The sequence below is a fragment of the Thauera aminoaromatica genome (genome assembly GCF_000021765.1).
GTDB classification, from domain to species: domain Bacteria; phylum Pseudomonadota; class Gammaproteobacteria; order Burkholderiales; family Rhodocyclaceae; genus Thauera; species Thauera aminoaromatica.
Window position 1 is genome coordinate 2,098,886 of the sequence record NC_011662.2, and the last position, 22,239, is coordinate 2,121,124.

The following is a 22,239-nucleotide window of genomic DNA, read 5'->3' on the forward strand; positions in this document are numbered from 1 at the left end:
CAGGCCGGTGCGCGAGCTTAGGCGACGGCGCTTCCATCGTCGTTGCCCGGGGTGGTACCCGGCACCGGATTGGCGGGGCCGGCGCCGGGAACCGGCCGGGCCGGGGCCGGCACCGGCCAGTCGCCCGGTGGCGAGGGGGCGCCGCATTCCATTGCAACTTGCCATTTCGGCTTGTGCAATCCCAGCGCCCAGGGCGACTGCGCGGTGACGCTGGCGAGTGCGTGATGGAAGGTCGCGTAGTGCTGCGGACGCACCTCGTTGCCGAAGGACATGATGCCGCCGTTGTGTTCCTTGATCGCACCGGGCAGATGGACGCCGTTGGCGTCGGTCATCGCCCGGGTCATCGCGTCGTGGTCCACCGGGTCGCCGACGCGGGTGGCGCCGGTCACGTACTCGTCGTCCAGGCCGAAGGCGTGTCCCCACTCGTGGGCCGCCGTCACCATCCGCCCGCCGCCATCGACGACGAGGTCGGCGCGCTGGTCGCTGGCGCGTCGGGGCTGCGTCGGATCGGCCTCGGCCTCGCCGCGCGCGCGGATGTGCACACGGTTGGCGGTGTTCGCGAAGCCGTGGCGCTCGAGATGCGTGCGCACGGCCTCGGCGCGCCGTCGCGAGAGGTCGACGTTGTAGTGCTCGCTGCCGGCGGCGCTGGTGTGGCCGACGATCTCGACGCGCACCTCCTGGTGGGCAGCGTTGCCGACTGCACCGTTGAAGCGTGCGATGAAGCCGTTGAGCGTTGCGATCGCGGTGCCCGTGAGCGCGTCCGAGTCGTAGTCGAACTCGACGGACTGGCGCAGCAGGTCGTACTCCTTGGGGCCGGCCGTGGTGCTGGCGAGCCGCATCGTCTGGTCGGCAGGGTCGGTCGTGCTGCCCGAACCGACCTCGTGCGAGATGTCGAAGCTGCGCAGGCTCTCGCCTGGCGGGGTCTTGTAGATCTCCACGACGAGGTGGTCGGTGGCCGCCTTCGCGCGCTGGCCGATGTCGAGGTCCACGCGCACTTCGGCACCGAGCCAGTTCCATCGTGGCCTGTTGAGGAAGAAGCTGTGCCGGCCGCCCCAGGTCGTCTCGATCAGCGATTCCAGGCGGACGAGCCAGGGCGCCTGCTCCGCAGGCGTCCACTGGTAGCGTGCGAGCAGCGCATTGCGCACCACGGCGACCGGGATCGCGTTCATCCGGCTGGCGAGCGTGCGGATCTCCGGCGTGGCGGGGAGGTCGGGGTGCGGCGCGATCACGCCCGCGTTCCGCACCAGGGTGTCCTTGAACTGTGCGGCCACGCCTTGCTCGATCGCGAGCACGCCGTCGCCCGCGAGCGGGTCGGCACGGTACTGGGCATCGAAGCCGCCGATGCCGCCCGCGCCGACGATGCCCCGGGGCGCTGCAGGGTAGGGGCCGGCCGTCGCCCATTGCGCCGACGCGTCGAGCTCTCGACGGCAGCCCGCCATCGGATCGACGGGTGCGCGGCTGTCACCGAAGAGCGTGTCCCAGAAATCGCGCTGCAGCTTGGGCGCGGCACTCTGCGGGCCGCCGGCATCGGCCTGCTGGCCGACGTGGGCGAGCTCGTGGGCGAGCAGCTCGAGGCCGGTGTCGCTCGCAGGGGCGTAGCTGCCGGCGCAAAAATAGACGTCGTTGCCGACCGTGAAGGCGCGTGCCTGCATGCTGGCGCACATCGAGTCGGCTTCGGCGTCGGTGTGGATCCGCACCGCGGACAGGTCGCGACCGAGTCGGGTCTCGAGCTGTGCCCGCAGGCCGGGGTCGAGGGGCGCGCCCTGGCCGCGGCGTGCGGCGATGCGTTGTTCGGTCGCGACGGGCACGTGATGGGGGCCCGCGTCCGCACCCTTCGTGGCGGAAGCCGGGGCAGTCCCCGCAGCGCTCCCTGGCCGGGTCTTGCGCATCAGCCTGGGGGCGAGGGTCGGCTTTCGCGGTGGGGTGATCGCCGGTTCGAGGCTCCCGTGCGGAGCCTCGCCGCTGCAGTCCCTGCACTCCCGCCCGGAAGCGCTGCGGGCCGGCGTGCGCAGGGCGCGGGAGACCTCGCCCGCGATGCGGTCGGCCTCGCGCTCCTCGGCGTCCTGCGGTTGGCTGACGGCGAGCCGGGCCTGCAGGTAGCCGGGCGCACCCGGGCGTTTGCCGGCGGCGCTGTGCGGGGTCCGCTCGGTCACGGCGTCGCCGGCGTGGTCCTGTCGGCTGGCAGGAGCGGTGGCCGCGGACGCGGGGGGGCTGTCCGGCGACTTGTGGGCAGGAGCCGTCTTGTCTGCCGGCGCGAGGCGTTGCGCGGTGGCGGTGGGGTGGTTCATGGCGCACTCCGTGCGTTCAGGAGCTGGGGTGGAGGTGTGCGGCCGATCTTGCGGTACTCCTCGAGCAGCGCCGCCACCAGCCGTTCCGCGGCGATCGGGCGGGCCGGGGCGCCGGCGCCCGCGTCCCCGACCGGATCGAGCGCGGCCGCCTGCAGCACGGCGTTGCGGATGTGGCCGCCGGGGAGCGTGCAATAGCTGGCAAGCTGCCGGCATAGCGCGGCGTCGGGGGCGCGTCCTCCGAGATGCGACTCCCAGAGGCGCAGGCGTTCGTTCGCGCCCGGCGGAGGAAAATCGATGATCACGTCGAAGCGACGGGTGAAGGCGCTGTCGATGCGGCCGCGATTGTTGCTCGTCAGCACGACGATGCCTGGGTGCTGTTCAATGCGTGTGAGGAGGAAGTTGGTGAGCATGTTGGCGTAACGCTCGCCGGTCTCCTTGCCCTCGCCGCGGCGGCCGAAGAGGGCGTCCGCTTCATCGACCAGCAGGATCACGTCCAGAGCCGCGGCTTCGTCCAGCAGGCGTCCGAGGTTCTTCTCGGACTCTCCGATGTACTTGTTCATCACCGCGGACAGGTCCACGCGGAAGAGCGGTGCGCCGAGGATGGTCGCCAGCCGGCTTGCGGCGAGCGTCTTGCCGGCTCCGCTCTCGCCGCAGAACAGCGCCCGCACGCCGCGTGCCGGCTCGGCAAGACTGCTGCCGAGGCCGTCCGAGAGCGTTTCGCGCTGGCGGCAGCGCGCAACCAGGGCCGCGAAACGCTCGAGCAGGTCGTCGGGCAGCACCAGCGCATCGTCGGGCACTTCGCGTGCCACCGGCTGCGCGAGCTGGCGCAGGCGCTCGCTGCCAAAGCCGGCGCGCGCCCGGCGCAGGTGGCCGAGGCCGGGCGCCTCGCCGCGCACCCTGGCGTCGAGGCGCATGCGCCCGGCGAGGGTGCGCACGCTCGGGCCGTCAAGGAGCGCATGCTCGGCGAAGCTGCGCAGGCGGTCCTCGTCGAGGCAGGGGCTGCCGTCCCCGTCCTCGCTGGCGAGGGCTTCGCGCCAGGCCTCGCGGCGTTCCTGGGCGCTGAGCGGGGGAAGGTCGATCTCGATCAGTGCGGACGCCTCGATCGCGCCGTCGCGGCCGCCGACCAGCAACATGGGGACGGCGAGCGCGGGATGCTCGGGAAGGACGTGGCGTTCGCCGGGCCCGAGCTCGAGGGTCAGCACCGGCAGCCAGCCTGCATAGCGGCAGGCGGCGGCGAGGGCGGGCTGGCGTGTCCAGGTCGCCGCCTCCATTTGCAGCGGCGGGCGTCCCGCCGCCGCTGCCAGGCGCGCGGCGGCGGCAAGTCCGGCCGCGCGTGCGCCGCGGAACATCACGTGGCGGGTGGCGCCGCTGCGCAGCATGGTCGCGAGCGTGGGGATCTGTTCGCGGAAGCCGCGCGGCAGCATGGTGTCGCCATCGGCGAGCGGCGCGGTGTCGCGCCACGCGGTGGGGTCGCCGCAGAGCAGCGCCCACAGCTCGGGGGCAACCGCCAGGCTGCGGGTGGGCATCGGCCCCTCGCCCACGATCTCGAGGACCCCCGCCCGCACGAGGCGGTGGTTGGGCAGCGCGAGGGGCGCGAGCGGAGCGCCGAACAAGGCCGCGCTCGCGGCGGAGAGGAGATGAAGGCCGGGGCGGAGCGCACCGGGCGACTGCAACTCGGCGAGCGCCAGGTTGAGCAGGTAGCTCGACTCGTTCTCGCCGCACAGCGCCATGGCGAACCACTCGTGCAGCTGCAGCTTCAGGTCGGCAAGCAGGCGCCCGAGGGGGCCGTGCAGCTCCGGCGCGGCTTGCGCGAGTGCGATGCAGGCGGCTCGCCAGTCCTGAGGCGGGGTACCGAGCAGGGTGGCGAGGTCTTCGCCCCCCTGGCTCGCCGCAAGCGCCTCGAAGACCGCGGACGGGGCGCCGACGCTGAGGCGGGCGAACTCGGCGATGCCGGCATGGACGAAGGCGCGTGACAGGCGCGCGCCCTCGCTCGCCGGGGCGGATTCCGGGCGCAGGCTGGCGGGGGCGTTCATGGTGAGGATCCTCCGCGATCGGCGGCATCGCTGCGGTCGTAATGAAAGCGCACCACCCGCCCTAGCCAGGGCAGCCAGCCAGGGTCGAGGTCGAGGCCGCCCCGACGCAGCTCCAGGTCGACCTCGGCGAGGCGCAGGTGGACGTCGACATGGCTCGGACTTGCGCGCACGCGAGCGGGGCGCTCGGCGTGCAGCGCGCGCAGGGCCGCGTCACCGACGTGACGCAGCACGGCCCGGTCGACCGCGACGGGATCGGCGCGCGCGGGCAGCTTCGCAAGGCCCGCAAGCTTGGCGACGGGGTCTTGCTCGCCCTCCAGTGCGCAGGCCTCGGCCAGGAAGCCGGTGAGCGGGGCGTCGGGAGCGAGCTCGAGCCGGAGCGCGAGACGGACGAGTTCGCGCCAGCCGGCGTGGGGTTCGTGCAGGGTGCCCCGCCAGGCGCGCAATCCCGGATGGTTCAGCACGTTGAGCAGGAAAAAAAGCCCGCCGCGGCCGGTGTGGAAGTCGACCTCGGCCTGCGTCGCCGTCACCGTCACCGCGAACGGGTCGGTGACTTCGCTCGGGGCTCCTGCCCGGGGCGGAGCGGCGGGGCGCGCGTTTACCGCAGCGATGGCGCGGGGAGAGGCTCCGACGCGGATGGAAGCGGGGGGTGCGAACCCTCGGGAGGCGGGGGAGCCGGCGGGTATCGAACCTGCACCGGCGTCGCGCCGCCGTCTGGCGTCGGGTAGGTCCCCGCCTGCAGTGCGCGCGCGACCAGGTCCGGATGCCCGTGCCGTCGCCGACTCCGCATCCTGCCCGCCGCCGAGTTCCGCCAGGGCTGCGGCCGCGCCGCGCAGGACCTCGCCCCCCTGCGGTCCCGCCAGCGCTGCGGGGGTACAGCGCCACAAGGTGAGCAGGGCCTCCAGCACGACGAGCGGATCGCTGGCGGGCAGCGTGCCATGCGCCGCCGCGCCGGGCGGGGCTGGCCGGCGCGGCGAACCCGCCCTTGTCGCCGCCGGCCCGGTGGGCGGGGGCGACGGGCCGGGCTCGGGGCCTGGGCGGATTTCGTCTCCGGATATGCGCTCATGGTGGGTTTGGGCCTCCGTCATGAGGTCCGCGCCGCTCCCTGCCGCCTCCGCGGCACGAGAAGCGAGCGCGTCCGAGATGGCGCCGTGCCAGCCGGTCGCGGCCCCGATCGCGCGCAGGAGGCTGCGTGCCGCGGCGGCATCGAGACGGCACCACAGGGTCGGCAGGCACGCGCGCAGCGGCGGGTGCTCGAGCAGCGCGGGGAGTGCGAGGGCATCCTCGCCGAGCAGCTCGGCAAGCGCGGTCGCGGTGGGGTGGGCGAGAAGGGCCGCTCGATGACGCCATAGCCAGCGGCGTGCGGCGGTGCCGGCGAGGAGGTCGCGAACGAGGCAGGCGCGGTAGTCGCGTGCGTCGCGAAAGCGCACCACCTCGGCGCCATCGGCGCCCGGAGTCCACGGATCGACCGCCCGGCCGGCAAGCTGTCCGGCAAGCGCAGCGGCGCGCGCGGGCAGCTCGGTGCCAGTGCCGCCGACGGCGATGCGCCGCACGACGAGGATCGCTTCCTCGTCGGGCCAGCGCGCGCGGGCGAGTGCGGGCGGCAGGGTCGCGCGTGCGTGCGCGATCGCCGTGGCGCTGCCGCGCAGCGTCAGGCGACCGATGTGGAGGTCGGCGAGCGCGATCATCGGGCTCAGCCTCGATCGACTCCGCTGATGTGCAGTCCCGTGGCGAGCACGGCGCCGGGGTTGCGTTCGAGCTCGGGGTCGAGGATGGAGGCGACCGAGGCGACGGTGCCCTGGTCGTCATGGTCGTCGACACGCAGGGTCGCGATCACGCGCTGGTCGTCGTCGAAGAGCTGGAGCAGGGTGCCGGGCGCGGCCTCGCGGTCGAGCTTCAGGCGCAGCGCCTCGCCGAGGCGGAAGCGCCCCGGGATGCTCTGCAGGCGCCCCTGCACGAGCTGTTGCGGGTCGTCGCTGGCCGCGAGCAGCAGGCAGGCGCGCACCAGGTTGCGCATCGCGCCGTGCGCGGCGGCGGAGGCGTCGGCATCGAGCTGGCGGAACCACCAGGCGACGAGCTCGACCAGCGTGCGCACGCCGTTGAAGTCGCGCTCCTCCGCCTCGGCGAGGCCGGGCCAGCGCTCGGGGGCCTCGACGGCGAGCCGGTCAGCCTCGGCCGCGCTCGCCCAGTTCAGCCGGATCGAGGGAGAGATCGTGCGCAGACGCTCGAGCAGGCAGCCGGCGGCGGTATCCAGGCGCTGGTGCAGGGCACGCGCCGGGTCGCGCAGCTGTGGCGAGGGGATCGCGAGCAGGTCGTCGAGGGCGAGGATCGCGCCTGCCTGGCGCTGCAACTCGCCGAGTGCGCCGGCGCTGAAGGGGCGCGCGGCGATGTCGCGCACCAGGGCCCTGTTCTGCTGCACCAGGCCGGACAGCAAGGCGAGGCCGGCGTCCGGGGGGCGGTTCAGGCGCAGTGCGAGCTTCTGGCGGCGCATCTCGACCAGGCCGGCGAGGATCGTGCGCCCCGGCAGCAGGTGGCCGAGTGGCCGCAGGTGTGCCCAATCGGCCGCCGGGATGTCGTACACCGCCTCGATGAAAGGCGCGAGCGCAGCCGGCAGCGCGGTGTCGCGTCCTGCGCAGCCGGGCACGAGCTCGTCGGGGCTGCTCGGGCGCAGCTCGAGCGGGTCGGGCAGGCTGCGGCCGAGCGGGGTCTCGCGCACCTTCACGTAGAAGAGGCCTTGATGAGCCTCGATGATTCGCCGGCGCTCGGCGTGGGCGGCTTCGACCTCGCGCCAGTGTTCGGCCAGCAGGCGTTGTGCAACCGCGTAGTCGTCCAGGGTCTCGGTGCGTTCGCGCTCCAGGACGTCGAGCCGGCGAAGCTCGCCGGGTAGCTCGGCCTCGAGTGCGACCAGGCGGGTGCGCAGGTCCTCGAGCGCCTCCTGATGGCGGCGGCGCAGCGTGGTCAGGGCGCCGCGCAGCGCCTCGACCTGGCGGATGTCGTCGGCAACGACCTTACCGGCATGGAAGAGCGCCGATTCGTCGTTGTGCTTGACGCCTTCGATGTCGTCCTCGCCCGGGCGGGGAAGGGCGAGGTCGAGTCGGGGGCGCAGCAGCACGCCCTCGGCGTTGTGCAGATCGGGCGCGACGAGCAGGCGGAAGGGACGTGCCTGGGCCTCGTCGTCGATGACGCCGAGCCGGCGCAGCTCTTCCGGCTTGAGATAGTCGTCGAGGAAGTCGCACACGCGGTCGATGAGCGATTTCGCCTGATTCTGGCGAGCGTTGGCCCTGGCGCGCAGCTCGAGGAGGTCGCGGCGCACGTTGAGGAAGCTGTCGTGCACCCGCTCGACATGCGCCAGCATTCCCCTGCCTGTGCTCGTTGCCTTGCTGAAGACCGGCTCGGTGAGCGGCTCGTCGGGCGCGGCCTTCGGCTGCAGGTCGGCGAGGGCGGCCAGCATGCCGGCGGAGATCGTGGCCTCGCCCCGGGTCGCGTCGGCGAGATCGACCGCGGCTGCCGTGCCCTTCGCGTCCACGAACTTGAGTTCGGTGAATGCGCTCGCGTCGGTGGTGAAGCGCTTGAGGATGTCGCTCATGACGGGTTCTCCGTGGGGGGCTTGGGCACGAAGTTCGCCTTCGCCGTCCACCTGACGAGCTGCGAACCGAGGCCGTCGCCCGGTACGCCGCCCGCAAGCGTGCTGAACGACACCGTCAGCGCGTCGAGTTGCTGGCGCTGCAGGCCGAGGAAGTCGCCGACCTCCTCGAGCAGGCGGAAGCTCTTGTCGAGCGCGGCCTCGAGGTGGCGGATGTCGGCGCGCAGCGCCTCGCGCCGGTGCAGCAGGCCGTTGCCGGCGGGCTGGATGTCGGGGACGGGCTGGTAGTCGTCCGGGGCGGGGTGGGGGTCGGCGAGGTGGCTGGCGTAGGGTTCGGGCAGCGCTGCCGTGCCCTCCGTGGCGAGGTCCGCGAGGGGATGGGACGTCGTGCCCTGCGGAGCGGGCCGCAGCGTCTTCGCGCGGTCGGTGACCAGCTTCGTGCGGTATTGCCCGGGCTCGGGGGGAGCCTTGGTGAGCAGCACCGGCGCGCGCAGCGCCTCCAGCTGGGCGCCGCTCAGACCGTGGAAGAGCGCATACCACCGCGCCTTCCACGCTTGGTAGGCGTGCGCCGCGCGTTCGCCGCGGCGGAACAGTTCGTCTTCGAGCCGGGTGTCGCGCTGTGGCAGGTCGAAGAGGTCGCGGCGGTAGTCGAGATCGGGGATTGCCAGCAACAGGCGGAGATGTTCGCCGAGCCCGTGGATCAGGTCGACGGGACCGCGCCCGAGCTCGCCGACGACCACCTCCTCCACGGTGCCCGCCGGCACCGGCGCGAGCTCGACGCGCAGGTCGCCAGGCAAGAAGGCGAGGCTCGGGCTCCGCGCGGCGGGGTCGCGCAGCAGCGCGGCCGGGAGCGGGCCGGCAGCGGGAAGGAAATCGAGCCCGAGGAGTTCGTCGAGCGTCTGCGTCGCCACCGCGGGGAGGGGGGCGGGATGCGCGCGCTGCCAGGTCTCGAGCGTGGCGACGGCATGGGCGAGCAGGCTATGGGCGGCCGCATCCGGCTCGGCGAGCAGGCGTCCGGCGCACGCGTCGAACCAGACCGGCAGCTTGCCGACGATCTTCGCGAGTCCGAGCGGCACGCCCCCCGAGTCCGCGCGGAAGGGCGATTCGCGCAGCAGGCGGACGCCGATGCGGTTGGCGGCGCGCGCCTGCGGCATCGCCATCATGCGCGGGCTGCCCGCGATGCGCTGCAGGCCCAGCAGGCTGACCGTCTCGATGCGGCGCTCGCGCAGCGGATCCGGTTCGCTGCGGGTGCAGGGTTCCGCTGCGGTCGCATCGTCGATCTCCTCGACCGCGCTGCGGATGGTGAGCAGGAAGAGGCCGTCGCGCAGCGGGGCGTCCTGGTCGCGCTCGGCCTGGGCGACGAGCTCGTTCCATGCCTGGTCGAGCGGGTAGAACAGGCGTACGAGCTGGCCGGCCGCGCCGACGGCGAGGCCAGGCCCGACGCGTACGCGGGTGTCGGTGCCGGTGCCGAAGAGCGCGCACGCCAGGCCCTCGACGATGCCTGGCGCGAGGCTCGCCAGCAACGGTGCGATGCGATCGTCGACGTAGGCCTGCAGGCGCTCGAACTCGCGCTCGCCGAGCGCCCGCCCGGGGAAGAGGTTGATCCGGCGCGGGTCGTCCGGGCGTCGCTGCGGCTCGTGCAGGCGGATGGACGGTGGCGTGCGGGGCAGCAGGGCCGCGGCCGGTCGCGACGCGAGCGCGGCGAGGAGGCCGGGCGGGATGAAGGACAGGGTGGCCATGATTGCTCAACGCCTCGTGTGGGTTCGGGATGCGGCGCCCGGAGTGTCCATGGTCGTCAGCCGAGGACGCGTTTCCAGAGTTCGAGGAGCGCACCGGAAAGACCGAGGCCGGGGCCTTCCTCGAGGAAGAACTTCGCAAGATCGAGCTGACCGGCCGCGGCGAGGAAGTGGTCGCGAAGCTTCACGAAGACGGCGGGGTCGAGTCGCGCCAGCGCTGGCAGGGTCGGCCACAGCGCGGGGTCGAGGCGGCGGTCCGCCATGCCCACGATCTGCACTGCGGCGATGCGCGCCCGCGCGTCGGCGCCGATCAGCTTGTCGGCGCCGGTCGCGGCCTTGATGCCGGCGTCGTCCGCGCCGCGGGCCTGTGCGAGCAGCGCGAGGGGAAGCTGGGTGGCGAGGTCGCCGGCTTGCGCAGCCTCGCGCTCGAGCCTGCCGATGGTGGCCTCCGCGACCGCGAGCCGGGTGGAGAGCGCCGTGCGTTCCTGTTCCAGTGTGGCCGCCCGGGTGCGCTCGCTGCCGAGTGCGGCGACGAGCTCCTCGATGCGCGCCTCGAGGGTCTCATCGACCGGGGCGCTGGCGGTCTTCAGGCGCTCGATCTCGGCATTGGCGGCGTCGAGCGCGAGCTTCAGCGCGTCGATCCGGTCGCTCGCCGCCTCGAGCGCGTTGGCGAGGATGGCGGCGTTGCGGTCTTCGGCCTCGAGCGCGGCGATCTCCTTGCGGGCCGTCTCGAGCGCGAGCCCGAGGCGCTCCACCTCCGCGAGCAGGTCGTCAGGTAAGTCGGTGCCGGTTGCGGCGAGGGCCTTCTCGAGCTCTGCGATGTGCAGCCTCAGGCGCGCCGCCTCGTTCTCGAGCGTGGTGCGCGCCTGCGCGGCGGCGTCGACCGCTTCGAGGGCCGCATCGAGCCGTTCCTCGAGTGCTGCGACGTCGGGCGGCAGCGCGCTGCCGGGCGGCGGCAGGCTCGCCCCGAGGGCGAGTACCAGCGCGCTCACCCCGGTTTCCGCGGTGCGCGGCGGGCGGCGTACGTACATCAGCTCGGCCGGATCCGCTTCGGGCCCAGATCGCGCGCCACACGTCCGCGTCGGTGTCCACGCGGTGGATCGGCGGGCGCGGGAGGATGCGCAGGGCGAGGCGGTCGAGGTTGGCGAGCCGCCCGAGGGCGCGCGGGCGGAACTCGGCCGGTGCCTCTAGCTGGCGGGCGCGCAGCGCGAAGGCGCTGTCGCTCATCGGCACGAGCACCATCACGTCGCAGTCGGCGTCGCGTTCGAGGTCGATCGGTGCGAGCCGGGCGGAGTCGGCGAGCACGGCGGCGAGCTCGCTGCGCCGCACCGGGGCGATGGCGACCTCGTAATCCTGCGGGAAGAACTGCTGGCGGCCGCCGACCGGGTCGATCGCTTCCTGCGGCAGCGGCCCCCAGGGGGGGAGCACGCGGAAATACTGACCGGCCGCGAAGGCTCCGCGCAGGCCGGCGCTGCGGCGCGCCGCGAGCACGGCCTGCATCAGCTCCTGATAATGCGTGGCGAGGTCCTGCTGGATCGCGTCGGGGGTGTTCGGCGGGCGCTGCGGCCGGCGCAGCAGGCCGCGGTCGAGCCACAGGATCCGTCCGCGCTCGACCGCGATGAGGCCGAGCGCGACGGCGTCGTCCGAGGGCAGCGCGAGGCGCTCGCCACCGGAGAGCAGCTCGCGCGCGAGGCTGGCGCGCACGGCGATCTCGTCCTGGCGTGGCAGCGGCAGCGGCAGCGGCATCAGGCGCAGCTCGACGCCCTCGGCCCATGCCGCGACATGAGGAACCCGCGCGGTGGAGAGGTCCTTGGGGAAGGCCTCGGCGACGCCATCGACGACCTGGGTGTGGGTCAGCGCGAGGGCGTGTAGGCCGCGTGCGGGGCCGCGGAAGCGGCCGTCGTTGAGGGTCGCGATCAGGCCGCTGTCGAGCAGGTCGATCCTCAGCGCGGTGTTCGAGAGTTGCAGCACGCGGCCCGAGGGCGCGATCGCGATCCCGGGAGAGACTTCCAGCAGGTGGCCCGAATGCAGGCTGGGTTCGAGGCCGCGCACGATGCCGGCGCCGAAGACCTGGCCGAGCTCGAGCAGGCGTTCGTCGAGGTAGATCTGGTCGCGTGCGAGGTCGGCCGCCTTCAGGAGCTGGCCGTCGAAGTAGTTCGTGCGCGACAGCAGGGGATCGACGCTGGAGATGCGCTCGCCGGCGGCGTTGCTCGTGCCGATCCGGAGCGGGGTGAAGTGGATGTTGGCCATGGCGGTTCCTTAGGCGCGGATCAGGCGAGCAAGCGCGACGGCGTTGAAGAGGAAGGGGCGCACGAGGTTGTCGATCTCGATTCGGCGCGGATTGACGATCAGGTCGGGATCGGGCGCGGGCGGCGCGAGGCGGATCGCAATGCGCGCGAGCAGGGTGCGAGCGAGTGCGGCCGGGTCGGTCAGGAAGGCCTGGCGTGCGACCAGGGCCCGGTTGTCGTCGCCTAGCGAATGCAGCAGGCGGGCGCCGAGCTCGAGCTGCGCGCGCGCGCCGCCGGTGGCGGCCTCGACCTGGGCGCGTTCGCGCTCGCCCAGCTTGTCCTCGATCTCGTCGTAGGGGCGGATGCGTGCGTGGGCGGCAAAGAGGTGCTCCTCGGCCGGAGCGTCGTCGGGGCGCTCGGCGACGAGCTCGAACAGCACGCAGTCGGCGACGCGGCTCGGCTGCACCGGATCGGTGCCCGCGTTGAGCTCGGTTGCGAGCACCGGCTGCAGGCCGCTCGCGCAGTCCTGGTAGCGCATCGTGACCTTGAGCCACAGCAGGTTGTCGTCTGCGGCGTAGCCGTCGCGGATCAGCGCGTTCCAGCGCTCGGGCTCCTCGTGCTGGGTGGTGAGCCAGGCGCCGAGATCGACGCAGTAGGGCTCGGCCACGCTCAGCTCGCGTCCGAGGCCGTCGACGCCGATCCCGGGGCTCACCACCAGGCGCACGCGCACGTTTTCGGTGTCGTTGCCGGGATCCTTCGACTGCAGGCTCACGCGCAGACCCGCGACGGTGCCGGCGCCATGCAGCCAGTAGCCGTGGCGGGTGGCGCGGCGGCGGTGGTAATCCTGTTCGGCAAGCGTCGCCTCGATGCCGAGCAGCATGCCGGGTGCGTAGTTTACGCGCTTCAGCATTTCCTCGAAGCGGCCGTCGCTGGCGAGGCTCGTGTCGCGCTTGTCGTCGGGCTCGCTCATGGCCCTTCTCCTGTGTTGTCCTTCACGGTGCGTCCAGGACGGTCGCGTCGATCGGCACGGCGTGCTCGGGGTCGAGGGCGACCGGGTTGTGCAGCAGGTCACCGCGACCCAGCCGTGTGCGGTCGAGCACCACGGGCCGCGCTGGTGGCGAGGCTTCCAGCCAGGTGTCGATGCCCAGCAGCGGCGACAGACCCGGCACGAAGGGGTGCTCGCTGCTGCGGATCGCCCATTGCACGGTCGCGGGCACGAGCGCGGGCAGGGCGTCGCGCACGACGGCTGCGAGCCGTCGCGCCGGTCCGTGCAGGATCACCGTCATGCGCCGCGCGGCTTCTTCGAAGAAGCGTTCGACCACCGCGGCCTCGCCCTTCGCTTCGGCAACCTCCGGGGCGAAGAGGGCGAGGAACTCGCGGGCGAGGTCGTCGGACAGGATCAGGCTGTCACCGACGAGGCTGTTGCCGGAAAGACCGGTGCCCAGGGTCAGCGGGTGGTCGCGGTCATCCATGTCCACACCGAGGATCGTCGCCATCGTGCGGCGCAGGCGGAAGTGCTCGACCGGGATCACCGCGCCCCGCGCCACCGCTCCATCGGTGAGGATGTCGAGCGCGAGCAGCAGGCCGCGGTAGCTGCCGTGGCTCTGCTGAAGCATGCCCTGCGCGCCCAGCCAGCGCCGGCGGCGTGCTTCCGGCCAGTGGGGCGGCAGCGTGGTGCCGAGCATCGCGGCGAGGCCGGGCAGGTGCGCCACGGGCGCGACCGCGGGGTCGAGCAGGATCTCGGCTGCGGCGATGCGGTCCTCGATCGGGGTCAGCAGACCCTCGAAACTCGCCAGCAGACGCTCGCGGAAGTCGGCGCCGTTCGCCTCTGCCTGGTTGGCCTCCGCGCTCGCGAGCGGACGCTCCTGCTGCTGGAAATGCTCGGGGAGGTAGTGGGTCTGCCAGGAGAAGCGCGGGTACTGCACGCGCAGCGCGAAGATCGCCGGGCTGTGGCGGCCGTCGCCGTGCATCGTGATGCGCAGGCGCAGGTAGCGCCCGCGCACCTCGCGCACCGCGCCGCTGGCGCGCTGGATCAGCAGCTCGAACAGGCCGGAACGATCTGCGTGATCCCCACTCCCGGGTGCGCGCCCGGACGCGAAGGGTAGCTCCGACGACACCGCGGTCAGCACCGGCTGCGGCTGCGCGATCCACTCCGCGGGCAGGTTCTCGCGGTCGTCGCCTGCCTGCACGGCGAAATCGATCCGGCAGCCGGGGGGGATGCAGGCGTCGATGAAGATGCGGTCCCACAGCGTGTCGGGCATCGCCGAGTCGAGCGGCGTGCTCAGCGTGACCGTGCCGTTGGGCGCGAAGCGGGCCTGCGCGAGGCGGTAGAGCCGGACCGGGCCGTCTGCGCTCAGGGCGCGTGGCCGGCCGTCGCGGTGTCGCACGAAGCGGTCCGCGGCGGGCAGCGCTGCGGCGGGACGGCGCGGCCAGCGCTCGGGCACCAACTCTGCGGTGGGCGCGTCCTCGCGCAAGGAGATGAGCGGGCAGTCGCGCCGCGTTCCAGGTTCCGCGCCTTCGTCGATGGGCGGCAGGAGCAGGAGCCGGCCCTCGCCGGCCGCGGCGAGGTCGGTCGCGAGCGGCAGCCCGTCCGGCAGGCGCCGGATGTCGAAGCCCTCGCCCGGTGCGGCGCCGAGCGCACGCATGAAGATCTGCATGCGCGGGGCGTCCGCCGTGCTGTCGGGGGTTTCGCCGAGCACGAAGAGATGGTCTTCGTCGGTGCACAGCCCGAGCAGCCCGCCGTGGGGCGGCAGGGCCAGCGTCCACGCCAGGCGCAGCGGATCGGGATTGGTCTGCAGCGGCTCGAAGCGCTCGGGGCGGCCGCGGTAGGGCTGCGGCAGGGGCGCCCCCACGGCGAGGCCCAGCTGCGTCTCGCCGAGCAGCCACACGCGGTCGGTGCCGCTGGCGGCCTCGACCCAGGCGCGGCGCGGCGCGAAGGGCAGCGCGCAGCGGGCCTGCCAGCGCCGGCGCAGATGCACCGCGGTGAGACCATGCTGTACGCCACCGTCGCTCCACGGCAGCACGACCAGGCCGCTGCCGCCGAAGGCGAGGTCGGTGAAGCGGCCCGCCGGCGCATCGACCGGATCGAGCACCAGCACCTCGAGGGCGGAGGCATCGGCGTGCGTTTCGTCGAGCGTGGCGCGCACCGGCTGCCAGGTGCGTGGCGGCCAGGACGGCGCGCACTCCAGGCGCAGGCCGTCGTCCGACAGGCGACCGAGCTGGCCGTGCTCGTCGAGCATCCAGGGCGTCGCCGCGAGCAGGCGCTCGCGTGCGCGCGCGGCCGCCAGGCGTGGCAGGCGCGGGGCGTCCTGGCGGGTCAGCGTGAAGGCGCGCTGCTCGTGGTCCCAGCTGCATTGCCGGCTTGTGTTGTGGAAGTCGGCCGCGCCGTCGAGGAGCAGGAAGCGGGTGCCGTTGCTGTTCATGGACGTGGCCTCGATCAGCACAGATCCGGAATCACCGGTACCGGCACCGGGCGCGGGCCGTCCGCTGCCGCGCCCGCCTCGGGTCCGAAGCCGCGCGGCGGGGCGGGGCGGTCCTCGCCGGGGCGGATGGAGACCGCCATCAGCTCGGGGAGTTCGAAGTCGAGCAGCGTAAGTGCCTGCGCACCGGTGAGCTCGCGCCAGCTCGGCGGGTCCTGCTCCGTCGTCCGGTAGAAGAGGCGCAGCGCATTGACCGCCTCCACGCCCTCGACGCGCCCGGCCTGGGTGCGCAGCTCGTTGATCTCGACGGCCTTGCCGCGTGGCCAGCCCGCACCGCGCGGCCCACCCGGCGGCAAGGCCCACAGGTAGCGCAGCAGGGCGCGCTCGACCTCCGCATGGACCTGCTGCTCGCTCGTCGGATCGACCACCTCGAGCGAGAGTGCGAGCGCGATCGGTACGAAGCGTGGCGAAAGCACGTAGAGCTCGGTGCCGAGCATGCAGCGCGCCGAGAGGTACGCGTGCACGTCCGCGAGCAGCCCGGCGTTCGGACGCGGTGCGGCCGCCATCGCCTGCGGTGCCGGCGGCATCACGAATACGCTGACGACGCCGGGGACGTTGCGCCGCACCGCGGCGAGGCTTGCGCCGGGGAAGAATCCTGCCACGGCCTCGGCGCGCGCGACCGGGTTGATCGGGTTGTCGCGCGCGAGCACGGCGAAGTCCTCCGCCGTGACTGCCCGGTCGCGGTGGGACAGGAAGGCCGGGATGCGGCGCTCGGCTTCGTCCAGCGACTCGGCGTCGACGCCGCCGCGGGTCGGCCACTCGTGGCGTACCGCGAGCTTTTCGCTCGCGCCATGGAGTTCCCGGATGCTGCCGGGTGGAAGGTTTCCGCCGCTGCCGCCGCCGTGGCGGTAGAAGGCGGCGCGGATGCGGGCCCCGGCGGGCGGACGCATGCCGCGGACGCCGTCGCCGAAGTGCACGCTGCGGTCGGCGGAGTCGACGACGAAGACGGTGTCGTCGGGACCGCTGCCGGCGAAATGGGCGACCCGGGTCCAGGCGCGAAAGGCGCGTCGGGCCTCCACCTCGATCTCGACGCTGCGCTCATCCACGTCCGGGTCGGGCAGTTCGAGGCGCTGGTCGGGACGGCCGGTGCCGGCGCCGAGCAGGACGTCGCGCGCGATGCCCTGGCCGATCACCTCGACCGCGTTGAGGCCGAGGTAGCCGAGCGTGAGATCGGCCTCCTCCGCGCAGGACAGGCGCAGCCAGAACAGAAGCTGATCGGGGCGCAGGTCGGCGGGTGCCTCGGGCGGCGTGTCGCCGAGTCCGGCGAACTGGGGATCGAGGGCGCTCGTCGCGCGCAGCATCTCCGCGTCGCGCGGCAGGCGGAGACGTGCGACGCCGGTCCTGCGTCCGCCCGCCGAACTGTCGGCGACGACTTCGAGCGGGAGGTACTGCACCCTTTGCGGTGCATCTTCGGGGTCGGGCCACCATGCCAGCTCCCACGTCAGCCTGCGCGCACGCAGGCCGGTGGCGAGCCCGCCCTCCAGCTCCGTGTCCGGCGCCAGCCCGACGTTCAGGAGGACGCCACCGAGCGCCCGGCGCACGCGTTCGGCCTGCGTCGCCGGGGCTGGTCTGGCGAGGCAGATGCCCAGATGCAGTGCGCCGTCGCAGGTCCCGGCTGCGCTCGGCCGGTCGCGCCCGGGGTGCAGCGTCACCGGCCGGAAGGCGGCCGGCTCTACCCCGTACTGCGCGCGCAACTGGTCGAGGCTGATGCCCTCGGCGGCAAGCGCGGCCTCGTCGAGCCTGCGCTTGACGACGATGCGCAGGGTGAGTGGCGTGGGCTGCACCTCGCCAATGGTCGAGAAACTCGTCGTCCCCGCCTTGAGCAGCGCCTCGGGTGGAATCGGCAGCGGCAGCGCGTGCGCGGTCGAGTCGATGCTGACGATGCCGCTCGCCGGGCGTGCCGGGCGCAGGGGAATCTGCAGCAGGTTGAGGAAGGCCAGGCGCTGGCGGTCCGGAATGCGGTTGGCGCGATAAAGGATGGTTTCGGTGAGCCAGGCGAACAGATCCACCAGCGCGAACACCGGGTCGCCGGGCGCGAGCGGGGCGAGTTCCGGCACGTGGCGCGCGAGGCGTGCCTGCAGTTCGGCGACGAGTTCGTCGAAGCGGCGGTCGTCAAGGTCGGGGACGGGGAACGGCTTGGGGGGCGACATTTGTTCGGTTCCCTCAGGATTCGGGTGCGCGGCGGGCGTGGGCGAAGGCAGCACCCTTCGCCTGGCGGCGTCGAGACGGGGTGGGGGCGATCGACCGGCGTGCGGCGTGCATGGCAGTCATCCCAGGTCCAGCGCCAGTTGCAGCGTCTCGCGCCGCTCGTCGGCAAGCAGCCGGTAGCGCACCTCGAGGTTCACCTGCGACAGGCGCTCGGGGTCGGCCACGGCGCGCACCGCCTCGATGCTCACGCGCGGTTCCCAGCGCCGCAGCGCGCGCAGCGCGGCGTCGGCGATCAGCGCGCGCGTGGTCTCGTTGTTGGGGTGGTGGATGAAGCTGCGGATGCCGGCGCCGAACTCGGGCCGCATCAGGCGCTCGCCGGGGCGGGTCAGCAGGATGTTGAGCATCACTTCGCGCACGCTCGCGTTGCCGGTCTGCCAGTGCTGGCGGCCACCAGCGACCGGGCTGGCGAGGAGGGGGAAGCTCGTGAGCAGGGACTCCGGGGTCGGCATCGCGGTCTCCTCGTTGGTCTCACTTGCCCCGGAGCGCCTTCAGGCACAGGCGCGGCAGCGCGAGGAATACCCGCGGCAGCCAGCCGAGGAAGAGGTTCAGCAGGTTGATCACGACCATCAGCAGCATGGTCGCGCACAGCGTGATCGCCGGCAGGCTGAAGCTGAAGCTCCAGCACGCGCCGCTGCGGTTGCCCGGGCCGTCGCCCTTCATGTCGGCGTCCGGACTGATCTTGCGCAGCACGTCGGCGAGCGACTTGGGCGCCAGCATCGCCACGCCGCGCGGAAGCCCGCGCTTGAGGTCGTCGAGCGCGGGCAGGACCACCGTGGTCGGACGCTGCGCCTCGGGGTCGAAGGGCGAGGCGACGCGGAAGACGTGGCTGGCCGGGCCCCAGGCGACGCGCTCGCAACCGCACTCGTCGTGCCAGCGGATGAAGGGCAGGGCGGTGAAGCGGTCGTCGTCGCCCTGGCCGTAGCGCGGCATGGGCAGGCCGTCGTCGAAGCGCACCTGGGCGCGCGCCAGGCGCAGCCCGACCAGGCTGCGCAGGTTCTCGGCCTGCTGTTCGGAGAGCAGCAGGCGGTCCTTGCGGCTTCCGCCCGTGCCGTCGGGCAGCGCGGTGCGGCCGGCGACGAACTCGCCGCGGTCGATGCGGGCGAAGAACTCGACCAGGGCCGCCGCGCTGCGGTCCAGCCATTCGAGTGCCGTGTCGCCGAACACCGGCACCCGTTGCGGGAAGCCTTCGCCCTCGACGAGGCGGACCTCGAAGTGGTGGAAGCGCATCTGGCCGAGCAGGGTGCGGAGGCCGGCGTTGTCGGGGTCGGTGGCGTCGTCGATGCGGAACTGCGCGACCAGGGTCTGCAGCAGCTCGACGAAGCCGACGCTGGCGACACCCTCGGTGACGACGAGGCCGTCGCCGTCCACCCAGGGCCTGGCGTCGCGGGTGCCGAGCGGCCATGCATGCTCCAGCCCGAAGTCGGGGGCGTCGCCGCCGTCGGTCTGCGGCAGCGGCGCCTCGGCCTGCACGCGGGCGCTGCCCGAGAGCGGCAGGTAGCCCCACAGCAGGGTGTGCTTGCGCTCGACTCCGCGTGCGTCGCGGCGGGTCGCCAGCAGCGTGTGCAGGGGGGCGACCTCCTCTCCGGAATAGGGCGGTTCGGGGAAGCGCACCGGCAGCAGCCCGCGCGCGCGGAGGCGGTGCACGTCGTCGGGGTCGTGATCGGGGATCCTGCCGTCGCGCCAGCCCAATGGCTGGCCGTCGGCGATCATCCAGCGCTGCGCCGAGCCGTCGGCCGCTACCCGGCGCACCACGAGGCCGGCGCCGAGGATCTTGCGCGGATCGAAGGCGGGGCCGCCTGCGGCCATGCAGCGCACCTCGGCGCACACGAGGTAGAAGCAGCGGTGCAGGGGCAGGCGCAGGGTCGGCTCGGCGCCGAAGCGGCCGAAACGGTCGGCGCGGAACCATGGCTGCGCGGCAGTCCCGGTGAGCCGGCCAGCCTGGGCGTCGTTGAGGAAACGCGCGACGAAGTCCTCGTCGAAGTAGCGATGCAGGGTCAGCCCCTCGCCTTCGCCGGCGAAGAAGGGGGCGATGACCTGCGGCTGGTGGGGAGCCGCGGAGGGGGCGCCGCGGGCGGGACGCATCGGGCGCTCGGCGCGCAGGGCGGAATCGATGCTCACCATAGGTTCCCCGCTCCCGGCGAATAGCTCGTCGACACCACCGCGTTGCTGATCAGCGTGTCGCACTGCACGACGCCGGAGAACTTGCTCAGGCCGGCGTCGACCTTGACCAGGCCGGCGGAGATCGTGACCTGGGCGGCCTCGATGCTGACGATCCCCGAGCCGGTGAGCTTGACCGTGCCCGGCGCGATGTCCACCCGCTCGCCGCCCTGTTCGATCGTGACCTTGCCGCCGCCCTGGTCGGTGATCACGAGGCGGTTTCCGGCCGGGGTCTCGATCGTCACGCTCGGCTGCCGGTCGTCGAGCAGAACCTTCAGGCCGGCAGGGCTCTGCACGAGGTAGCGTTCGTCGACCGGGCGCGCGTCCTCGGGCTGGCTGGCGCCACCGCTCCACACCGCGCCGAGCACGATCGGCAGGTCGGGACCGACGAAGGCGACCACGACCTGTTCGCCCACGCGTGGCAGGAGGCTGACGCCGTAGCCGCCGCCCGCGCTCGGCACCATCACGGCGGCCCAGGTCTCCAGGCCGGTCGCCGCCAGGTGCAGCTTCACGCGACCGCGGTCTTCCGGGTCGTCGTTGTCGAGGACGACGCCGAGGTGCAGTTCCTGCAGCGGACCGGGGCTATGGCGCGACATGGCGGGCGCTTCCTCAGGGGGTCCAGTCCGGCCGTTCGACGCGCAGTCGTGTCGACAGGCCCTGGGTGTTGTCGAAGTGATGCCAGCACTCGGCGATGCGGTAACGTCCGGCGAGCCGCGGCGATACCCCGGTGAGTTCGAGCTCGCGCCCGACTCCCAGCTCGGGCGTGCCGGTGCAGACGATCTCGCCGTGGAGGAAGCGTCGTGCATCGCGGCGGAACGCGCCACGCGCGAGCGATTCGGCCTCGGCCTGGGTGCGCGGGAAGGGGTGGGGGCGTGGCGAGCGCCCCTCCCAGCCGAGCTCGGCCAGCGTCGTCGCGGCGCTGCGTCCGGGGGGGGCGGGCGCGAGTGCGGCGCTGCTGCCCTGGGTGCTGGAGTCGGTGGCGAGGTTGTAGCCGTGTGCGAGCACTTCCCGTGGCTGCTGGTTGAGGTCGGCGATGATGCGGATGCGGCGCGCGTTCGCTCCGGCGTCGATGCGGACCGGGTCCGGGTCCGCCTCCTCGGCGCGCGCGTGCAGGCGCCCGTCCTGGATGCGCAGCGGGATGTCGTGCGGGCCCAGCACGCGCAGCAGGAAGGCGAGGTCGCTTTCGTTGTGCTGCAGCCAGTCCGCACTGCCGACCTCGATGCCTACGTCGGCCTGCAGTCCGGCGTCGTCGGCGATCGCACGGACGACCGCGGCCAGGCCACGGTTCTCGAACACCCGGCTGGCGCGCCGGCGCGCCAGCCGGTGCAGCGCATCCTCGGCGAGGATCACGAGTTGCGGCGCGCCGTCGCCGTAACGCTCCTCCAGCGCGGTGATCTCGCCAACGAAGACGGCGCCGCTGGCGTGCTCCCCGAGGAGGATCTCGATGCTGCTGCCCAGGCGCAGATCCTGGAACGCGAAGTCCGGTGCCGCGCCTTCCCCCGCGGCCCAATTGACCACGCGCGCCTCGGCGCTCGCCATGCCGCTCGCGGGCAGATGCACCGAGAGCGCCTGCACCGCGGTGCCGAGCGCGGGGCGGTCGTCTCCATCGACGCGCATGCGCGGACGGACGCTGAGGAGCGCGGCGCTAGTCGATGGCAAGGCGAGCCTCCCGTTCGCCGGCCAGGGCAAGCAGGTCGAGCAGGGTGTCGCCGGGCGGACCGGCCGGTGGGCGCGCCTCGGTGGCCGAAGCTTGCGCGGGGTTCGGCTCGGCCTGCACCTCGGCGACGAGTTCGTCGATGATCAGCGGCATCAGGTGCCTCCAGTCGGAATCAGCAAGGCGCCCGGAACGGTGAAGCGCGGGTTGTCGAGGCGGTTGAGTTCGGCGATGACGCGCCAGTCGCGCGGATCGCGGCCGGCAGACTGCGCGGCACTCGCGGCATCACGGCCTTCGCCGCCGGCAGCGAAGCCGGGCATCGGGCGTGCGTCTGCACGCACCGTGGGGTCGAGCGCGAACTGGTAGCGGTCCTCCTTGAAGGTGAGGGCCAGGGTGGCGCGCAACGGGATGCCCTCGGGCGCGAAGAAGTCGAGGGTCTCCGAGTAGCTCGACAGCATTCCGGTGAACTGGAAGCTGCCCCACTGGAAACGGCAGCGCCCGGGGGCCCGCGGGCGGTTCGACCCGGCGTCCTGCGGCTTCATGAAGGTTTCGGCGATACGTTTGGTGAGCGTCCTCACGTCGCTGTCGGCGGCGACCGTCTCGCGATTCGCCCGGGCGTCGGAGCCGAGCTTCGCGGCCACGCTGGTGTCGAACACGAGCTCGACCGCGAGGGTCGATTCGCTCTTGTCGATGTATTGCGCCGCCGCGCCGCTGCCGCCGCTGCCTGCCCGGTTGTCGGCCTTCAGCGTGTTCGACAGGGTCACGCGCAGCGTCGCAGGGTTGAACTGGACGTCGATGTGCTTCGATTCGTCGGTCTCGACCTGGTCGCCGTTCATCGGGATCAGCTTGGCACGGGCGATCTGCGGGGCAGGCATG

Annotated in this window: 15 protein-coding genes; all 15 read right to left on the bottom strand. The window is 73.1% G+C overall.

The genetic code is table 11. The features are described from left to right. Window positions 1-17: 17 nt before the first annotated feature. A complete protein-coding gene (locus TMZ1T_RS09230; RefSeq protein WP_012585227.1) occupies window positions 18-2,288 on the bottom strand; it encodes an eCIS core domain-containing protein in 2,271 nt (756 codons plus the stop codon). Beyond that, the gene (locus TMZ1T_RS09235; protein WP_012585228.1) at window positions 2,285-4,321 is read right to left on the bottom strand and encodes an ATP-binding protein; all 2,037 of its coding nucleotides are present in this window, start codon (window positions 4,319-4,321) and stop codon (window positions 2,285-2,287) included. Before TMZ1T_RS09235 ends, TMZ1T_RS09230 begins: the two co-directional genes overlap by 4 nt. After that, on the bottom strand, window positions 4,318-6,006 hold the full coding sequence (locus tag TMZ1T_RS09240; protein WP_012585229.1) for a hypothetical protein: 1,689 nt from the start codon (window positions 6,004-6,006) through the stop codon (window positions 4,318-4,320). The genes TMZ1T_RS09235 and TMZ1T_RS09240 overlap by 4 nt, the downstream gene beginning before the upstream one ends. Window positions 6,007-6,011: 5 nt before the next feature. After that, the gene (locus tag TMZ1T_RS09245; RefSeq protein ID WP_004323128.1) at window positions 6,012-7,904 is read right to left on the bottom strand and encodes a hypothetical protein; all 1,893 of its coding nucleotides are present in this window, start codon (window positions 7,902-7,904) and stop codon (window positions 6,012-6,014) included. After that, window positions 7,901-9,640 (bottom strand): hypothetical protein, encoded by a 1,740-nt coding sequence (locus TMZ1T_RS09250; protein WP_004323129.1) that lies wholly within the window; start codon window positions 9,638-9,640, stop codon window positions 7,901-7,903. The genes TMZ1T_RS09245 and TMZ1T_RS09250 overlap by 4 nt, the downstream gene beginning before the upstream one ends. A 768-nt stretch (window positions 9,641-10,408) precedes the next feature. Further along, window positions 10,409-11,887: a hypothetical protein gene (locus TMZ1T_RS20240; protein ID WP_012585231.1), complete on the bottom strand. Its 1,479-nt coding sequence runs from the start codon at window positions 11,885-11,887 to the stop codon at window positions 10,409-10,411. 9 nt (window positions 11,888-11,896) lie between these two features. Continuing rightward, window positions 11,897-12,835, bottom strand: a complete 939-nt coding sequence (locus TMZ1T_RS09260; RefSeq protein ID WP_004323132.1) for a hypothetical protein — start codon at window positions 12,833-12,835, stop codon at window positions 11,897-11,899. A 22-nt stretch (window positions 12,836-12,857) separates the two neighbouring features. Next, the gene (locus TMZ1T_RS09265) at window positions 12,858-15,287 is read right to left on the bottom strand and encodes a hypothetical protein (protein ID WP_012585232.1); all 2,430 of its coding nucleotides are present in this window, start codon (window positions 15,285-15,287) and stop codon (window positions 12,858-12,860) included. A 14-nt stretch (window positions 15,288-15,301) separates the two neighbouring features. After that, the gene (locus TMZ1T_RS09270; RefSeq protein WP_012585233.1) at window positions 15,302-17,494 is read right to left on the bottom strand and encodes a putative baseplate assembly protein; all 2,193 of its coding nucleotides are present in this window, start codon (window positions 17,492-17,494) and stop codon (window positions 15,302-15,304) included. Window positions 17,495-17,611: 117 nt separating this feature from the next. After that, window positions 17,612-18,001 carry a GPW/gp25 family protein gene (locus TMZ1T_RS09275; protein WP_004323173.1) on the bottom strand — a complete coding sequence of 130 codons (390 nt, stop codon included), beginning with the start codon at window positions 17,999-18,001 and terminating at the stop codon, window positions 17,612-17,614. 19 nt (window positions 18,002-18,020) lie between these two features. Next, window positions 18,021-19,673: a hypothetical protein gene (locus TMZ1T_RS09280; RefSeq protein WP_004323174.1), complete on the bottom strand. Its 1,653-nt coding sequence runs from the start codon at window positions 19,671-19,673 to the stop codon at window positions 18,021-18,023. After that, window positions 19,667-20,305, bottom strand: coding sequence for a phage baseplate assembly protein V (locus tag TMZ1T_RS09285; RefSeq protein ID WP_004323175.1), 639 nt, complete (start codon window positions 20,303-20,305; stop codon window positions 19,667-19,669). The genes TMZ1T_RS09280 and TMZ1T_RS09285 overlap by 7 nt, the downstream gene beginning before the upstream one ends. 13 nt (window positions 20,306-20,318) lie before the next feature. Further along, window positions 20,319-21,368, bottom strand: coding sequence for a phage late control D family protein (locus tag TMZ1T_RS09290; protein ID WP_012585234.1), 1,050 nt, complete (start codon window positions 21,366-21,368; stop codon window positions 20,319-20,321). Continuing rightward, window positions 21,355-21,519: a hypothetical protein gene (locus tag TMZ1T_RS21315; protein ID WP_004323177.1), complete on the bottom strand. Its 165-nt coding sequence runs from the start codon at window positions 21,517-21,519 to the stop codon at window positions 21,355-21,357. Before TMZ1T_RS21315 ends, TMZ1T_RS09290 begins: the two co-directional genes overlap by 14 nt. After that, window positions 21,519-22,238 (bottom strand): CIS tube protein, encoded by a 720-nt coding sequence (locus TMZ1T_RS09295; RefSeq protein WP_004323179.1) that lies wholly within the window; start codon window positions 22,236-22,238, stop codon window positions 21,519-21,521. Before TMZ1T_RS09295 ends, TMZ1T_RS21315 begins: the two co-directional genes overlap by 1 nt. Between the last annotated feature and the right edge of the window lies 1 nt (window position 22,239).

Bases quoted from the DNA above. Each gene is read 5' to 3' on its own strand.
- TMZ1T_RS09230 (WP_012585227.1), bottom strand. From the start codon at position 2,288: ATGAACCACCCCACCGCCACCGCGCAACGCCTCGCGCCGGCAGACAAG.
- TMZ1T_RS09235 (WP_012585228.1), bottom strand. From the start codon at position 4,321: ATGAACGCCCCCGCCAGCCTGCGCCCGGAATCCGCCCCGGCGAGCGAG.
- TMZ1T_RS09240 (WP_012585229.1), bottom strand. From the start codon at position 6,006: ATGATCGCGCTCGCCGACCTCCACATCGGTCGCCTGACGCTGCGCGGC.
- TMZ1T_RS09245 (WP_004323128.1), bottom strand. From the start codon at position 7,904: ATGAGCGACATCCTCAAGCGCTTCACCACCGACGCGAGCGCATTCACC.
- TMZ1T_RS09250 (WP_004323129.1), bottom strand. From the start codon at position 9,640: ATGGCCACCCTGTCCTTCATCCCGCCCGGCCTCCTCGCCGCGCTCGCG.
- TMZ1T_RS20240 (WP_012585231.1), bottom strand. From the start codon at position 11,887: ATGGCCAACATCCACTTCACCCCGCTCCGGATCGGCACGAGCAACGCC.
- TMZ1T_RS09260 (WP_004323132.1), bottom strand. From the start codon at position 12,835: ATGAGCGAGCCCGACGACAAGCGCGACACGAGCCTCGCCAGCGACGGC.
- TMZ1T_RS09265 (WP_012585232.1), bottom strand. From the start codon at position 15,287: ATGAACAGCAACGGCACCCGCTTCCTGCTCCTCGACGGCGCGGCCGAC.
- TMZ1T_RS09270 (WP_012585233.1), bottom strand. From the start codon at position 17,494: ATGTCGCCCCCCAAGCCGTTCCCCGTCCCCGACCTTGACGACCGCCGC.
- TMZ1T_RS09275 (WP_004323173.1), bottom strand. From the start codon at position 18,001: ATGCCGACCCCGGAGTCCCTGCTCACGAGCTTCCCCCTCCTCGCCAGC.
- TMZ1T_RS09280 (WP_004323174.1), bottom strand. From the start codon at position 19,673: ATGGTGAGCATCGATTCCGCCCTGCGCGCCGAGCGCCCGATGCGTCCC.
- TMZ1T_RS09285 (WP_004323175.1), bottom strand. From the start codon at position 20,305: ATGTCGCGCCATAGCCCCGGTCCGCTGCAGGAACTGCACCTCGGCGTC.
- TMZ1T_RS21315 (WP_004323177.1), bottom strand. From the start codon at position 21,519: ATGCCGCTGATCATCGACGAACTCGTCGCCGAGGTGCAGGCCGAGCCG.
- TMZ1T_RS09295 (WP_004323179.1), bottom strand. From the start codon at position 22,238: ATGCCTGCCCCGCAGATCGCCCGTGCCAAGCTGATCCCGATGAACGGC.